This is a genomic window from Streptomyces sp. NPDC046303 (assembly GCF_055588085.1).
On sequence record NZ_JBVJFA010000005.1, the window covers coordinates 103,242 to 118,488 of the forward strand.

The following is a 15,247-nucleotide window of genomic DNA, read 5'->3' on the forward strand; positions in this document are numbered from 1 at the left end:
CCGGGACAGTCGGGGAATGCAGGCGCCGTAGGATCCGTTGGGTGGGGTGAGAGTCCGCACCGGCCCCCGGTAGGCAGCACGCAGTCCGCAGAGACGAGGAAGAAACCCGTGAGCGACGTCCGAAACGTGATCATCATCGGATCCGGACCGGCCGGCTACACCGCCGCCCTGTACACCGCACGTGCTTCGCTCAAGCCCCTGGTATTCGAAGGTGCCGTCACCGCCGGCGGCGCGCTGATGAACACCACCGAGGTGGAGAACTTCCCCGGGTTCCAGGACGGCATCATGGGACCGGACCTCATGGACAACATGCGCGGCCAGGCCGAGCGCTTCGGCGCCGAACTGGTGCCGGACGACGTCGTCTCCGTGGACCTCACCGGTGACATCAAGACCGTCACCGACACCGCCGGCACCGTCCACCGCGCCAAGGCCGTCATCGTCACCACCGGCTCCCAGCACCGCAAGCTCGGCCTGCCCAACGAGGACGCCCTCTCCGGCCGCGGTGTCTCCTGGTGCGCCACCTGCGACGGGTTCTTCTTCAAGGACCACGACATCGCCGTCGTCGGCGGCGGCGACACCGCGATCGAGGAAGCGACCTTCCTCTCCCGGTTCGCCAAGTCCGTCACGATCGTCCACCGTCGCGACAGCCTGCGCGCCTCGAAGGCCATGCAGGACCGCGCCTTCGCCGACCCGAAGATCAAGTTCGCCTGGGACAGCGAGGTCGCCGAGATCCACGGCGAGCAGAAGCTCTCCGGTCTCACCCTGCGCAACACCAAGACCGGCGAGACCTCCGCGCTGCCCGTGACCGGCCTCTTCATCGCCGTCGGCCACGACCCGCGCACCGAGCTGTTCAAGGACCAGCTGGAGCTCGACGAAGAGGGCTACCTCAAGGTCGACGCCCCCTCCACCCGGACCAGCGTGACCGGCGTCTTCGGCGCCGGCGACGTCGTGGACCACACCTACCGTCAGGCCATCACCGCCGCGGGCACCGGTTGCTCCGCCGCCCTGGACGCCGAACGCTTCCTCGCCGCCCTCGCGGACGCCGAGAAGGCCCACGCGACCGTCTGACCCCCGTACCAGCCCCACCCACACCCCGCAGGAAGAAGAAGGAGGCCGCTGTGGCCGGCACCCTCAAGAACGTGACCGACGCTGACTTCGACGCCGAGGTCCTCAGGAGCGACAAGCCCGTACTGGTGGACTTCTGGGCCGCCTGGTGCGGACCGTGCCGCCAGATCGCGCCGTCCCTCGAGGCCATCGCCGCCGAGTACGGCGACCAGATCGAGATCGTCAAGCTGAACATCGACGAGAACCCGGCCACGGCCGCCAAGTACGGCGTCATGTCCATCCCGACCCTGAACGTCTACCAGGGCGGCGAGGTGGCCAAGACCATCGTGGGTGCCAAGCCGAAGGCCGCCATCCTGCGCGACCTGGAGGGCTTCGTCCAGGTCAAGACCGCCTGACGATCCATCTGTTCCGACGGGGCCGTCCTTTCGAGGGCGGCCCCGTTCGGCTGTCCGGCTCACAGGGGGCGCAGCGCCGGCTCCTTGCGCGCCGCACCCAGCAGCCGGTCCAGCGCCAGCTCCACGTCTTCCTTCCACGACAGCGTGGAACGCAGCTCCAGCCTCAGCCGCGGATGCGCCGGGTGCGGCCGGACCGTCTTGAAGCCCACGGCGAGGAGGTGGTCCGCCGGGAGCAGACACGCCGGACCTTCCCAGCGGGCGTCCCCGAACGCCTCGATCGCCCGGAACCCCCGCCTCAGCAGGTCCTTCGCCACCGTCTGGACCATGACCCGGCCGAGGCCCTGGCCCTGATATCCCGGCATGATCCATGCAGTGATCAGCTGCACGGCGTCCGGTGACACCGGACTGGTCGGAAACGCGGTGGCCCGCGGTACGTACGCCGGCGGTGCGTACAGCACGAAGCCCACGGGAACCTCGTCCACGTAGACCACCCGGCCGCACGATCCCCACTCCAGGAGGACGGCGGAGATCCACGCCTCCTTCTCCAGCGCCGGCGTACCCGCCTTCACGGCGGCCTCGCCGCTGACCGGATCGAGCTCCCAGAACACACAGGACCGGCAACGACGCGGCAGATCCTGGAGGTTGTCCAGCGTGAGCGGTACCAGCCGACGACCCATGAACGCATGGTAGCCACTGGCTCCCGTTGTTTCGACAGGGACAGCTCCGGCAGGACGACGAAGGGGCGGACCGCGCCGGCGGTCACCGTCGCGGTCCGCCCCTCGGCGGCCCCGGGGTCACTCCCCGGACAGACCCTGCTCCAGCACCCGGCCCTCGCCCGGCGCCAGCGTCCCCAGAATCCGTTCCAGATCCTCCATCGAAGCGAACTCGACGGTGATCTTGCCCTTCTTCTGACCCAGGTCGACCTTCACCCGCGTCTCGAACCGGTCCGACAGCCTCGTCGCCAGCTCGCTGAGCGCCGGAGCCACCCGGGCACCCGCACGCGGACCCTTCGGCTTCACGGCACTGGAGGGCTCCGACGCCATCAGCGTCACGATCTCCTCCACCGCACGCACCGACAGCCCCTCGGCCACGATCCGGTGCGCCAGGCGGTCCTGCTCCTCGGAGTCCTCCACCGACAGCAGCGCCCGCGCATGTCCCGCCGACAGCACACCCGCAGCCACCCGGCGCTGCACCGACGGCGACAGCTTCAGCAGCCGGAGCGTGTTCGACACCTGAGGACGCGAACGGCCGATCCGGTCCGCCAACTGGTCGTGCGTGCAGTTGAAGTCCTGGAGGAGCTGGTCGTACGCCGCAGCCTCCTCCAGCGGATTCAGCTGCGCCCGGTGCAGGTTCTCCAGCAGCGCGTCCAGCAGCAGCTTCTCGTCATCCGTCGCCCGGATGATCGCCGGAATGCTCTCGAGACCGGCCTCCCGGCAGGCCCGCCAGCGCCGCTCACCCATGATCAGCTCATAGCGGCCGGGGGTCGCCTGCCTCACCACCACCGGCTGCAGAAGACCCACCTCCTGGATGGAGGTCACCAGCTCGGCGAGCGCGTCCTCGTCGAACACCTCGCGCGGCTGCCGCGGGTTCGGCGTGATCGCGTCCATCGGAAGCTCCGCGAACGTCGCCCCGGCCACCCCATTGGCCTCCGGCGCCGCCGTCACCGGCTCGCTCGCCGGCGCCACCGCGAATGTTTCACGTGAAACATCGGCCTGCGCGAGCGAGGCCAGCTTCGCCGCCGCGATCCCGCGCTCCGAGGTCATCACCGGCACCGCCGACGGAGACGTCGACCCGCCGCCGGCCACCGGCGGTGTCTTCTCCTGCGGAGCCGCCGGAATCAGCGCACCGAGCCCCCGCCCCAAACCTCTACGTCGCTCGCTCACTGGATCCCCTCCGCCACACTCTGCGTGCTGTTCACACCCGCGCCCAGATGGGCTTGCCGGGCGTCGTACTGCATTCCGACCCCACGAAACGCGATCTCCCGCGCCGCCTCCAGATAGGAGAGCGAACCGCTGGAACCCGGGTCGTACGTGAGCACCGTCTGCCCATAGCTCGGCGCCTCGGAGATGCGCACCGACCGCGGGATGCTCGTCCGCAGCACCTCCTTGCCGAAGTGACTGCGCACCTCGTCCGCCACCTGCGAGGCCAGCCGGGTCCTGCCGTCGTACATCGTCAGCAGGATCGTCGACACGTGCAGCGCCGGGTTCAGGTGGGCCCGCACCAGATCGACATTGCGCAGCAGCTGCCCCAGGCCCTCCAGCGCGTAGTACTCGCACTGGATCGGGATCAGCACCTCCGCGCCCGCCACCAGGGCGTTGACCGTCAGCAGTCCCAGCGAAGGCGGGCAGTCGATCAGGATGTAGTCGAGCGGCTGCTCGTACGCCTGGATGGCCCGCTGCAGCCGGCTCTCACGGGCCACCAGCGATACCAGCTCGATCTCCGCACCCGCCAGGTCGATCGTGGCCGGAGCGCAGAAGAGCCCCTCCACATCCACCACGGGCTGGACGACCTCCAGGAGCGGCCTGCTGTCCACCAGCACGTCGTAGATGGACGGCACGTCCGCGTGGTGGTCGATACCCAGGGCCGTGGAGGCATTGCCCTGCGGGTCGAGGTCGACCACCAGGACCCGCGCTCCGTGGAGCGCCAGCGAGGCCGCCAGATTCACGGTCGTCGTGGTCTTGCCCACGCCGCCCTTCTGGTTGGCGACCACGATGACCCGGGTCTGCTCCGGGCGGGGCAGGCCCTCGCCGGCGCGTCCCAGCGCCTCGACCGCCAGCTGGGCGGCTCGGCCGATGGGGGTGTCGTTGTCTACAAGGGGAGGAGGCGATGTTTCACGTGAAACATCGTCTCCCGCCGATTCAGAGCGGGGACCGGGGACCGGATCGGCCATCGGCCCCGCGAGGTTGGCGTCGGACCGCACGGTGTCACTCTCCTCGACATCAGGCTCGCGATGAACAGAGCCTGCCATGTCACCGGGGTCGCGAACCAGCGGGGCCCGTACTCCTGTGGATGAATCCACCGATGTGGACAACTCCGTCCCCCTCGCATCCTTGCGCGTGCGGGGGGACGCAGCCGCACGACCGCGGCTGATGATTCCGTGCAGCAGAGAGCGACGTTTCACGTGAAACACGATGCCCGGGGGAAGACTGCGCGCCGCTACGACACTCCGAAATCCATACCTATAGGGCCCAACGCAGGCGAAATCTCCCGCAGAACCCGCGATTGGGGATTCAGCGACGCCGACGCGTGCGCCCCACCCGGGCCGCCTTAGCCCGCTTGGCCGCGAACCTCACCCCGCCGGGGCTCTCACCGACCTCCACGCGCACCACCGTCGACAGGGGGTCCACCACACCCTTACCGACGTGCAGGACCGAGGTCTTCACCACACCGAGCTTCGCCAGGGCGGTCTTCGCCGACACCAGCTCCTCCTCGGCGGTGTCGCCCTTGAGCGCCAGCATCTCCCCGTACGGGCGCAGCAGCGGCACGCCCCAGCCGGCCAGCCGGTCCAGCGGAGCCACCGCCCGCGCCGTCACCACGTGCACCGGCTGCACCTTGCCGAGGACCTCCTCTGCCCGTCCACGCACCACCGTGACGTGGTCCAGGCCCAGCAGCTCCACGGCTTCCTGGAGGAAGTTCGTCCGCCGCAGCAGCGGCTCGAGCAGCGTGATCTTCAGATCACGCCGCACCAGCGCCAGCGGGATACCGGGCAGACCCGCACCCGAGCCCACATCGCACACGGTGACTCCCTGGGGAACCACCTCCGACAGCACGGCGCAGTTCAGCAGATGCCGCTCCCACAGCCGCGGCACCTCACGCGGCCCGATCAGGCCCCGCTTCACTCCCGCATCGGCCAGCAGCTCCGCGTAGCGCACAGCTTCCGGGAAATACTCACCGAACACCGCGCGCGCCTCTTCAGGCGCCGGGGGAAGCTCAGCTGCCTCCGTCACGGGGACCGTCCCTTCCGTACCGCATGGTTCTGAAGAACCACGTCTTCAAGATGGCGCGTCGTTCACATGCCAGGCTGACAAACTTCGGCCCCGTCTGCGACACAGACGGGGCCGAACACTCTCTCTACCGGTCAGGCCGGGAGCACGACGACGAAGCGCTGCGGCTCCTCGCCCTCGGACTCGCTCCGCAGACCGGCGGCCGCCACGGCGTCGTGGACGACCTTGCGCTCGAACGGGGTCATCGGGGCCAGCTTCAGGGGCTCGCCGGACGCCTTCACGTCCGCCGCGGCCTGGGCACCGAGCGCCGCCAGCTCCTCGCGCTTCTTCGCGCGGAACCCGGCGATGTCCAGCATCAGCCGGCTGCGGTCCCCGGTCTCGCGGTGCACGGCGAGGCGGGTCAGCTCCTGCAGAGCCTCCAGGACCTCACCGTCACGGCCCACGAGCTTCTGCAGGTCACGGCTGGCCGAGTCGCTGACGATCGACACCGCGGCCCGGTCGGCCTCGACGTCCATGTCGATGTCGCCGTCGAGGTCGGCGATGTCCAGCAGACCCTCAAGGTAGTCGGCCGCGATCTCACCCTCCTGCTCGAGGCGGGTCAGGGTGTCGCCACTCTCAGCGGCGGCGGTGGTGGTGCCTTCCGTCACGGGAGGGACTCCTTCTTACTTCTTGGAGGGCTTGCTGGGGGGCGTCTGGCGCTTCGACTTCGTCTGCCGCTTGGGCTGCTGCCGCTTCGTGGCGACACCACCGCTCGCCGCGTCCGAATCGACGGTCGCGTCAGAACTCTTGATCACCGAGCCGTCCGCCTGAGCGGCCATGCCCTGCTTGGTCAGCGCGGAGATGAACTTGCGCTCGTTGTCGTTGCGGTCCGGGCCCTTTGCCACGATCGCCGCCACGACCTTCTTCTTGCCCCGGCCCTTGACGTCGCCGTGCGAGCTGACGTGCTTCAGCAGACGGGTCAGGTACTGGTCCTGGGCCTTGCTGCCCGGCGTCGGGTTCTGGTTGATCACGTACATCTGCTGACCCATGGTCCACACGTTCGTGGTCAGCCAGTAGACGAGGACACCGACGGGGAAGTTGATGCCCATGACCGCGAAGATCACGGGGAAGATGTACATCAGCATCTTCTGCTGCTGCATGAACGGCGTCTTGACCGAGAGGTCGACGTTCTTCTGCATCAGCTGGCGCTGGGTGTAGAACTGCGACAGCGACATCAGGATGATCATGATGGCGGTGACGACACGCACATCGGTGATCGAGGCGTCCAGGGCCGCGACCTTCGCCGCGCTGTCCGTGAACGTCGCCGCGAGCGGCGCGCCGAAGATGTGGGCCTCACGGGCGCTGGCGAGCAGCGGCCCGTCGATCTCGCCGATCTCCTTGCCGCTGGCGATGCTCGACAGCACGTGGTAGAGCGCGAAGAAGAACGGGGACTGCGCCAGGATCGGAAGGCACGAGGAGAGCGGGTTGGTACCCGTCTCCTTGTACAGCTTCATCATCTCTTCGGACTGACGCTGCTTGTCGTTCTTGTAGCGCTCCTGGATCGCCTTCATCTTCGGCTGGAGCGCCTGCATGCCGCGCGTCGCCTTGATCTGCTTCACGAAGAGCGGGATCAGGCAGATGCGAATCAAGATCACCAGGGACACGATGGACAGGCCCCAGGCCCACCCACTGTCCGCACCGAAGATCGCCCCGTACAGCTTGTGGAACTGGACGATGATCCACGAAACGGGTGTGGTGATAAAGCTGAACAGACTGGCAATCGTGTCCACTAATCAGGCTCCTTGAGCATTGCGAGATCTACGCAACGCACTGCGCAGCTGCTCGTGCCAACGCGGGCGTTTACGAGGTGGGACATGGTCCACACCACCCGGGGACCACGGATTGCACCGCAGGATCCGCCAGGCGGTCAGAGCCGTCCCCTTCACCGCACCATGCCGGTCGATGGCCGTGTACCCGTAGTGCGAGCACGAGGGGTAGTAGCGGCACACCGGCCCGAGCAGCGGACTGATCGTCCACTGGTACAGCTTGATCAAAGCGAGCAGCGGGTACTTCATCGAGCCACGCCTCCCAGGAGCCGCACCAGAGCGGCATCCAGGTCCCGGGCCAGTTCGTCGGGGCCGGCATCACCCGCTCCGGGCAACGCTCGTACCACCACCAGGCTACCGGCGGGCAGCTGGGACAGCCGCTCCCGGACGAGATGGCGCAGACGGCGCTTGACCCGGTTACGTATGACGGCGTTGCCGACAGCCTTGCTGACGACGAAACCCGCACGCGTCGAGGGATCGATCTCCCCCGACTCGTGCGGGTCCGTTGCACCGCTTGTACGTAGGTGGACGACGAGGAGCGGGCGACCAGCCCGACGACCTCGGCGTACCGCGCTCGCGAAGTCCTCGCGCCGCCTCAGCCGATTCTCGGGAGACAGCACGACGTCACGACCTGCGTGTGGTTACGCGGAAAGGGCGGCGCGGCCCTTGCCACGACGGTTCGCGAGGATCGCGCGACCGGCACGGGTACGCATCCGCAGGCGGAAGCCGTGGGTCTTGGCACGACGGCGGTTGTTCGGCTGGAAGGTGCGCTTGCTCACTCGGGGGCTCCAGATAATGAATCGTTGTGGCGGGACATCGCCTGGCTGTCACCGTGCGCCCACGAGGAAACTCGCGTGTTCGCCCGAGTGGCACCGCTAAACGATCACAACCAGTGATCTTCGCCCATCGGTAGGCAGGCGGCAGCAGCCATCGACAACTCGACCTCGTTACGGTACGCGCGGCTACGCCATCCGGTCAAACCGAGCCGACGCTGCCCCACACTGTGCACAGGCTGTGGACAACGACTTGAACCGTACCCGCTGGCCTGACTACCGTTGCCTGATCCCGGATTTTTTTGTCCCGACCGTCCCAAAGAACCACACATTCGTGGGACCCCTGTGAGAGAGCGTGCTCTGTGGCTGACGTACCTGCCGATCTTGCCGCAGTGTGGCCAAGGGTGCTCGAAAAGCTCCTCGGGGAGGGACAGCCGGGGATCGAACCGAAAGACAAGCAGTGGGTCGAGCGCTGCCAGCCCCTGGCACTCGTCGCCGACACCGCACTGCTCGCCGTCCCCAATGAATGGGGAAAGCGCGTCCTCGAAGGCCGCCTCGCGCCGCTGATCAGCGACGCGCTCAGCCGCGAGTGCGGCCGCCCCATCCGCATCGCCATCACCGTGGACGACTCCGCCGGCGAGCCCGCCCCGGCCCCGACCACCCAGCAGCAGGGCGCGTACGAGCCGTACCCCGGTCAGCGACCCGGCGGCGGCACCGGTGGCCCGGGTGGCCCGGGCGGTGCTTCCGACGACCAGCTCCCCACCGCCCGCCCCGCCTACCCGGACTACCAGCAGCCGCGCCCCGAGCCCGGCGCCTGGCCCCGGGGCGGCCAGCAGGACGACTACGGCTGGCAGCAGCCCCGCCTCGGCGGCTTCCCCGAGCGCGACCCGTACGCCTCCCCGCAGCCGGGCTACCTCCAGCAGTCCGAGCCCCCGGCCTACGACCAGGGCTCCTACGAGCAGCAGCAGTACGAGCAGTCCCCGTACGAGTCCCAGCAGCAGCACAAGAACCACCCGTCACGTCAGTACGAGCAGCAGCAGTACGAGCAGCCCGCGCCGCGCCAGGCACCCGGCCGGCCCTCGACCGCGCCGGCTCCGTCCGGCGGCTCCAGCTCCGGCCCGCTCGAGCCGACCGCCCGGCTGAACCCCAAGTACCTCTTCGACACCTTCGTCATCGGCGCATCGAACCGCTTCGCGCACGCCGCTGCGGTGGCCGTCGCCGAGGCGCCGGCGAAGGCGTACAACCCGCTCTTCATCTACGGGGAGTCGGGCCTCGGCAAGACGCACCTGCTGCACGCCATCGGGCACTACGCGCGGAGCCTCTACCCCGGCACCCGCGTGCGGTACGTGAGCTCCGAGGAGTTCACCAACGAGTTCATCAACTCCATCCGCGACGGCAAGGGCGACGCGTTCCGCAAGCGCTACCGCGAGATGGACATCCTGCTCGTCGACGACATCCAGTTCCTCGCGAGCAAGGAGTCGACGCAGGAGGAGTTCTTCCACACCTTCAACACGCTCCACAACGCCAACAAGCAGATCGTGCTCTCCTCCGACCGGCCGCCCAAGCAGCTCGTCACCCTGGAGGACCGGCTCCGCAACCGCTTCGAGTGGGGCCTGATCACCGACGTCCAGCCGCCCGAGCTGGAGACCCGCATCGCGATCCTGCGCAAGAAGGCGGTCCAGGAGCAGCTCAACGCCCCGCCGGAGGTACTGGAGTTCATCGCCTCCCGCATCTCGCGCAACATCCGCGAGCTGGAGGGTGCGCTGATCCGGGTCACGGCCTTCGCGAGCCTCAACCGGCAGCCGGTCGACCTGGGACTGACCGAGGACGTCCTCAAGAACCTGATCCCGGGCGGCGAGGACAGCGCGCCGGAGATCACGGCGACCGACATCATGGCGGCCACCGCGGACTACTTCGGGCTCACCGTGGACGACCTGTGCGGCTCCTCGCGCAGCCGGGTCCTGGTCACCGCCCGGCAGATCGCCATGTACCTGTGCCGGGAGCTCACCGACCTGTCCCTGCCCAAGATCGGGGCCCAGTTCGGCGGCCGCGACCACACCACGGTCATGCACGCGGACCGCAAGATCCGTGCCCTGATGGCGGAGCGCCGCTCCATCTACAACCAGGTCACGGAGCTCACCAACCGCATCAAGAACGCCTGACACGAGCCTCTGCCGGGCTCTTCGGCACATCCTTCACACCCACCCACAGGGCGCTCCCGGACCACAGCGGGGGCGCCCTTCTTCGTCCGCGCGCCCCTGACCTGTTCGAATACGCCCCCGCGGGAGCAACTCATCCACAGATTCACCGAGTTTCTGCCGTCCACACCCTGGGGACGTCCACGGTCGCCCACAATCTGTCCACAGGGGTGCCGGGTGAGCGATCATCAGACCAGGTCAGCAGGCTGTGGAATTGTGCGCAAGCGTCATCCACAGCCTGTGGACAGTTTTTTCATCCACAGCCCTGTCCACGGCGTTGTCCACCACCCACCCACAGGTTCGCCGATGCTGTGCACAGGTTCTGCTGTCTTCTCCACACCGTTGTCCACTGTTCGGCAACGCGCCACCCCCTCTCACCGCCCCGAGTGAAAGCGGTCACACGGAGGTGGACGTTTGGGCTGTGGAGTACTGGGGAAAAGCTGGGGACACACCTGTGGAGTAGTCGAGGTCGTCTGGGGACGGCCTGTGCAGAAGTTTTTGTTCTCCACAGCGACACCGTGTTGTCCACCGGTGCCACCCACAGGGTGTGGGGATAAAAAACGCTGTCTGACCAGCGAAAACGGGGTTATCCACCGTTTCCACAGGCCCTACTACTACCCCCATAGAGAGTGAGCCCGGTTTCGGTTTTCAAGCAGGTCCTGTGCACAACTCGGTGGGCGGCCGTCCCGCCGCTCCGCTCCCGACTTGACCGCCAGCCGCACCGACTGTCGGCGCCGTACGTCAGACTGGTCCCCGGCACTCGAGCCATCGACGAGCCGACGACGAAGGCCGGCAGACGAGCGAGCAACAGCAGGAGGCGGTTCCGGTGAAGATCCGGGTGGAGCGCGACGTACTCGCGGAGGCGGTGGCCTGGGCGGCCCGTAGCCTCCCGGCCCGGCCGCCGGTGCCCGTTCTCGCGGGCCTGCTGCTGAAGGCCGAGGAAGGCACCCTCAGCCTCTCCGGCTTCGACTACGAGGTCTCGGCCCGCGTCTCCGTCGAGGCGGACGTCGAGGAGGACGGCACCGTCCTCGTCTCCGGCCGGCTGCTCGCCGACATCTGCCGCGCCCTCCCCAACCGCCCGGTGGAGATTTCCACAGACGGTGTACGGGCGACCGTGGTCTGCGGCTCCTCGCGGTTCACCCTCCACACCCTGCCTGTGGAGGAGTACCCGGCGCTGCCCGTCATGCCGACCGCGACCGGCACCGTGCCCGGCGAGGTCTTCGCCTCCGCCGCCGCCCAGGTCGCCATCGCCGCCGGCCGTGACGACACGCTGCCCGTGCTGACCGGTGTCCGCATCGAGATCGAGGGCGACCGCGTCACCCTGGCCTCCACCGACCGCTACCGCTTCGCGGTCCGCGAGTTCCTGTGGAAGCCGGAGAACCCGGACGCCTCCGCCGTGGCCCTGGTGCCCGCGAAGACGCTCCTCGACACCGCCAAGTCCCTGACCAGCGGTGACACCGTCACCCTGGCGCTGTCCGGCTCCGGCGCCGGTGAGGGCCTGATCGGTTTCGAGGGCGCCGGCCGCCGCACCACCACCCGCCTCCTCGAGGGCGACCTGCCGAAGTACCGCACGCTGTTCCCGACGGAGTTCAACTCCATCGCCGTGATCGAGACCGCCCCGTTCGTCGAGGCCGTCAAGCGCGTGGCCCTCGTCGCCGAGCGCAACACCCCGGTCCGCCTGAGCTTCGAACAGGGCGTGCTGATCCTCGAGGCCGGTTCCTCCGACGATGCACAGGCTGTGGAGCGCGTCGACGCCAAGCTCGAGGGCGACGACATCTCGATCGCCTTCAACCCGACCTTCCTGCTCGACGGCCTGAGCGCGATCGACTCGCCCGCCGCGCAGCTCAGCTTCACCACGTCGACCAAGCCGGCGCTGCTCAGCGGCCGCCCGGCGGTCGACGCCGAGGCCGACGAGGCGTACAAGTACCTGATCATGCCGGTACGCCTCTCCGGCTGATTCTTCGCAGGTCAGGCCCGGTTTCGCGCCCCGCGAGACCGGGCCTGACCGCGTTTCTCCCGCCGCCCGGGGGCATGCGCGCCCCGTGGAGCCCGGCGGCCCGGCCGGGCGTAGGCTCGGGGCCTGGGATGTCCTCCGGGAAGCAGGAGGCCCCGGCAAAGACGGCCACAACGCTTAAGGAACCACCTGATGGAGCTTGGTCTCGTCGGTCTCGGCAAGATGGGCGGCAACATGCGCGAGCGCATCCGCCGCGCAGGCCACACCGTCATCGGATACGACCGCAACCCGGACCTCGCGGATGTCCACAGCCTGCGGGAGCTTGTGGACAGCCTGCCGGCCCCCCGCGTGGTGTGGGTGATGGTCCCGGCCGGTGCCGCCACCCAGTCCACGATCGACGAGCTCGCCGAGCTGCTCTCGATCGGCGACATCGTCGTCGACGGCGGCAACTCCCGCTGGACCGATGACGAGAAGCACGCCAAGGAGCTGGCGGCCAAGGGCATCGGCTTCGTCGACTGCGGCGTGTCCGGCGGTGTGTGGGGCCTGGAGAACGGCTACGCGCTGATGTACGGCGGCGAGAAGGACCACGTGGGGCGGGTCCAGCCGATCTTCGACGCCCTCAAGCCCGAGGGTGACTTCGGCGCCGTGCACGCCGGCAAGGTCGGTGCGGGCCACTTCGCGAAGATGGTCCACAACGGCATCGAGTACGCCATGATGCAGGCCTACGCCGAGGGCTGGGAGCTCCTGGAGAAGGTGGACTCGGTCACCGACGTCCGCGAGGTCTTCCGCTCCTGGCAGGAGGGCACGGTCATCCGTTCCTGGCTGCTGGACCTGGCCGTGAACGCCCTCGACGAGGACGAGCACCTCGAGCAGCTGCGCGGCTTCGCGCAGGACTCGGGCGAGGGCCGCTGGACGGTGGAGGCGGCGATCGACCACGCGGTTCCGCTTCCCGCGATCACCGCCTCGCTGTTCGCGCGGTTCGCGTCGCGCCAGGACGACTCCCCGCAGATGAAGATGATCGCCGCGCTGCGCAACCAGTTCGGTGGCCACGCGGTCGAGAAGAAGTAGTCGGGAACAGACACAAGCAGCACCACACAGAGCAAGCAGGAAGCCGGGGGAGGTCGGCGCCGTATGCATGTTTCGCATCTCTCGCTGGCCGACTTCCGCTCGTACGCCCGGGCCGAGGTCCCCCTCGACCCGGGCGTCACGGCTTTCGTCGGTCCCAACGGCCAGGGGAAGACGAACCTCGTCGAGGCGATCGGCTACCTGTCGACGCTGGGCAGCCACCGGGTCTCCTCGGACGCGCCGCTCGTACGGATGGGCGCGGACCGGGCGATCATCCGGGCCGCCGTCACCCAGGGCGAGCGCCAGCAGCTGGTCGAGCTGGAGCTGAACCCCGGCCGGGCGAACCGGGCCCGGATCAACCGGTCCTCGCAGGTCAGGCCCCGGGACGTACTGGGGATCGTACGGACGGTGCTGTTCGCGCCGGAGGACCTGGCCCTGGTGAAGGGCGACCCGGGTGAGCGGCGCCGGTTCCTGGACGAGCTGGTCACCGCCCGCTCCCCGCGGATGGCGGCGGTCCGCTCGGACTACGAGCGGGTGCTGAAGCAGCGCAACACCCTGCTGAAGTCGGCGGCGATGGCCCGCCGGCACGGCGGCCGGTCCATGGACCTGTCGACGCTGGACGTGTGGGACCAGCATCTGGCGCGCGCGGGCGCCGAGCTGCTGGCGCAGCGGCTGGATCTGATCGCGACGCTGCTGCCGCTGGCGGACAAGGCGTACGAGCAGCTCGCGCCCGGCGGCGGGCCGCTGGGGCTCTCGTACAAGTCCTCGGCGGGCGAGCCGGTGGACAGCGGGGCGGCGCGCAGCCGCGAGGCGATCTACGAGGTGCTGCTGGCGGCCCTGGCGGAGGTGCGCAAGCAGGAGATCGAGCGGGGCGTGACGCTGGTGGGTCCGCACCGCGACGACCTGCTGCTGCGGCTGGGGGAGCTGCCGGCGAAGGGGTACGCGAGCCACGGGGAGTCGTGGTCGTACGCGCTGGCCCTGCGGCTCGCCTCGTACGAGCTGCTGCGCTCGGAGGGCGCGGAGCCGGTGCTGATCCTGGACGACGTGTTCGCGGAGCTGGACGCGCGACGGCGGGAGCGGCTGGCCGAGCTGGTGGCGCCGGGTGAGCAGGTGCTGGTGACGGCGGCGGTGGACGATGACGTTCCGGGTGTGTTGGTGGGGGCGCGGTTCGGGGTGTCCGGCGGTGAGGTGACCCGGCTGTGAGCGATCAGAACGGCGAGCGGGGCCAGGAGGCGCGGGCGCGCGGCGAGGCCCGCAGGGCGCCGGAGCCCTCCGGGGTCGATCTGGCGCGGCAGGCGCTGGCCGCGGCGCGGGAGCAGGCGCGGGCCCGGGGCAACGCGGCGGGCGGCAAGAAGCGGCAGCAGGGTCCGGGGCTGCGGTCGGGTGCGCGTGCGGACGGGCGGGATCCGATGCCGTTGATGGCGGCGCTGGACCGGTTGCGCACGGAGCGCGGCTGGGAGATGCCGATGGCGGTGGCGGGCGTGATGGAACGCTGGCCGGAGATCGTCGGTCCGGACATCGCGGCGCACTGTGTGCCGGAGCGGTACGAGGACCGGGAGCTGCTGGTCCGGTGCGATTCCTCGGCGTGGGCGGCGCAGCTGAAGCTGCTGGCTCCGCAGTTGGTCGCGCGGCTGAACGCGGATCTGGGGCAGGGGACCGTGCGGATGATTCAGGTGCGGGGGCCTGGGGGTGGGCGGTCGGGTGGGTACGGGCCGTGGCGGGCGCCGGGGAGTACCGGGCCTGGGGACACGTACGGGTAGCTCGCCGCGCGGGGGTGAGCCCGGCTGCGCCGGGACCCGGGGCTCCGCCCCCGACCCCGCGCCTCAAACGCCGGCGGGGCTGGATTGGTGCCGGCTGGTGTGGGTCGCGCCGGCGGGGCTCAAGGATCGGGGCTCCGCCCCGGACCCTGCGCCTCAAACGCCGGCGGGGCTGGATTGGTGCTGGCGGGGCTGGATTGGTTTGGCTGGTGTGGGTTAGGCGGGCGGGGGTCAAAGATCGGGGCTCCGCCCCGGACCCTGCGCCTCAAACGCCGGCGGGGCTGGATTGGT

Annotated in this window: 16 protein-coding genes; 7 read left to right on the forward strand and 9 right to left on the reverse strand. The window is 69.2% G+C overall.

Annotated elements, in window-relative coordinates; genetic code table 11:
• Positions 1–108: 108 nt before the first annotated feature.
• Positions 109–1,068, forward strand: a complete 960-nt coding sequence (trxB, locus tag ACZ6I1_RS07055) for a thioredoxin-disulfide reductase (protein ID WP_469284026.1) — start codon at positions 109–111, stop codon at positions 1,066–1,068.
• 50 nt (positions 1,069–1,118) lie between these two features.
• Entirely contained in the window at positions 1,119–1,460 is a 342-nt protein-coding gene (trxA, locus tag ACZ6I1_RS07060) for a thioredoxin (protein ID WP_361750197.1), read from the forward strand.
• Between the two features lie 59 nt (positions 1,461–1,519).
• On the opposite strand, the gene ACZ6I1_RS07065 is transcribed toward trxA, so the two are convergent.
• From ACZ6I1_RS07065 to rpmH, 9 genes are all read right to left on the reverse strand, one after another.
• Positions 1,520–2,137: a GNAT family N-acetyltransferase gene (locus ACZ6I1_RS07065; RefSeq protein WP_469284029.1), complete on the reverse strand. Its 618-nt coding sequence runs from the start codon at positions 2,135–2,137 to the stop codon at positions 1,520–1,522.
• 117 nt (positions 2,138–2,254) lie between these two features.
• Entirely contained in the window at positions 2,255–3,343 is a 1,089-nt protein-coding gene (locus ACZ6I1_RS07070; protein ID WP_469284031.1) for a ParB/RepB/Spo0J family partition protein, read from the reverse strand.
• Complete coding sequence (locus ACZ6I1_RS07075) at positions 3,340–4,428, reverse strand: ParA family protein (protein WP_362582459.1); 1,089 nt, start codon at positions 4,426–4,428, stop codon at positions 3,340–3,342. Before ACZ6I1_RS07075 ends, ACZ6I1_RS07070 begins: the two co-directional genes overlap by 4 nt.
• A 262-nt stretch (positions 4,429–4,690) precedes the next feature.
• Positions 4,691–5,407 carry a 16S rRNA (guanine(527)-N(7))-methyltransferase RsmG gene (gene rsmG, locus ACZ6I1_RS07080; RefSeq protein ID WP_469284035.1) on the reverse strand — a complete coding sequence of 239 codons (717 nt, stop codon included), beginning with the start codon at positions 5,405–5,407 and terminating at the stop codon, positions 4,691–4,693.
• Positions 5,408–5,538: 131 nt separating this feature from the next.
• Entirely contained in the window at positions 5,539–6,051 is a 513-nt protein-coding gene (locus ACZ6I1_RS07085; RefSeq protein ID WP_030008408.1) for a Jag family protein, read from the reverse strand.
• Between the two features lie 15 nt (positions 6,052–6,066).
• Entirely contained in the window at positions 6,067–7,173 is a 1,107-nt protein-coding gene (yidC, locus tag ACZ6I1_RS07090; protein WP_469284038.1) for a membrane protein insertase YidC, read from the reverse strand.
• A gap of 3 nt (positions 7,174–7,176) precedes the next feature.
• Positions 7,177–7,458: a membrane protein insertion efficiency factor YidD gene (gene yidD, locus ACZ6I1_RS07095; protein WP_076043740.1), complete on the reverse strand. Its 282-nt coding sequence runs from the start codon at positions 7,456–7,458 to the stop codon at positions 7,177–7,179.
• Positions 7,455–7,829 carry a ribonuclease P protein component gene (rnpA, locus tag ACZ6I1_RS07100; RefSeq protein WP_094744568.1) on the reverse strand — a complete coding sequence of 125 codons (375 nt, stop codon included), beginning with the start codon at positions 7,827–7,829 and terminating at the stop codon, positions 7,455–7,457. The genes yidD and rnpA overlap by 4 nt, the downstream gene beginning before the upstream one ends.
• 21 nt (positions 7,830–7,850) lie before the next feature.
• Entirely contained in the window at positions 7,851–7,988 is a 138-nt protein-coding gene (gene rpmH, locus ACZ6I1_RS07105) for a 50S ribosomal protein L34 (protein WP_008741645.1), read from the reverse strand.
• A gap of 398 nt (positions 7,989–8,386) precedes the next feature.
• On the opposite strand from rpmH, the gene dnaA reads away from it, so the two are divergent.
• The 5 genes from dnaA to ACZ6I1_RS07130 all read left to right on the forward strand — a co-directional run bounded on the left by dnaA (position 8,387) and on the right by ACZ6I1_RS07130 (position 14,959).
• Positions 8,387–10,144, forward strand: a complete 1,758-nt coding sequence (gene dnaA / locus ACZ6I1_RS07110) for a chromosomal replication initiator protein DnaA (protein ID WP_469284040.1) — start codon at positions 8,387–8,389, stop codon at positions 10,142–10,144.
• An 862-nt stretch (positions 10,145–11,006) separates the two neighbouring features.
• Positions 11,007–12,137 (forward strand): DNA polymerase III subunit beta, encoded by a 1,131-nt coding sequence (dnaN, locus tag ACZ6I1_RS07115; RefSeq protein WP_469284042.1) that lies wholly within the window; start codon positions 11,007–11,009, stop codon positions 12,135–12,137.
• A gap of 189 nt (positions 12,138–12,326) precedes the next feature.
• Entirely contained in the window at positions 12,327–13,202 is an 876-nt protein-coding gene (gene gnd, locus ACZ6I1_RS07120; RefSeq protein ID WP_469284044.1) for a phosphogluconate dehydrogenase (NAD(+)-dependent, decarboxylating), read from the forward strand.
• Positions 13,203–13,265: 63 nt separating this feature from the next.
• Positions 13,266–14,402, forward strand: a complete 1,137-nt coding sequence (recF, locus tag ACZ6I1_RS07125) for a DNA replication/repair protein RecF (RefSeq protein WP_469284046.1) — start codon at positions 13,266–13,268, stop codon at positions 14,400–14,402.
• An 80-nt stretch (positions 14,403–14,482) separates the two neighbouring features.
• Positions 14,483–14,959 (forward strand): DciA family protein, encoded by a 477-nt coding sequence (locus ACZ6I1_RS07130; protein WP_469284379.1) that lies wholly within the window; start codon positions 14,483–14,485, stop codon positions 14,957–14,959.
• Positions 14,960–15,247 lie beyond the last annotated feature (288 nt).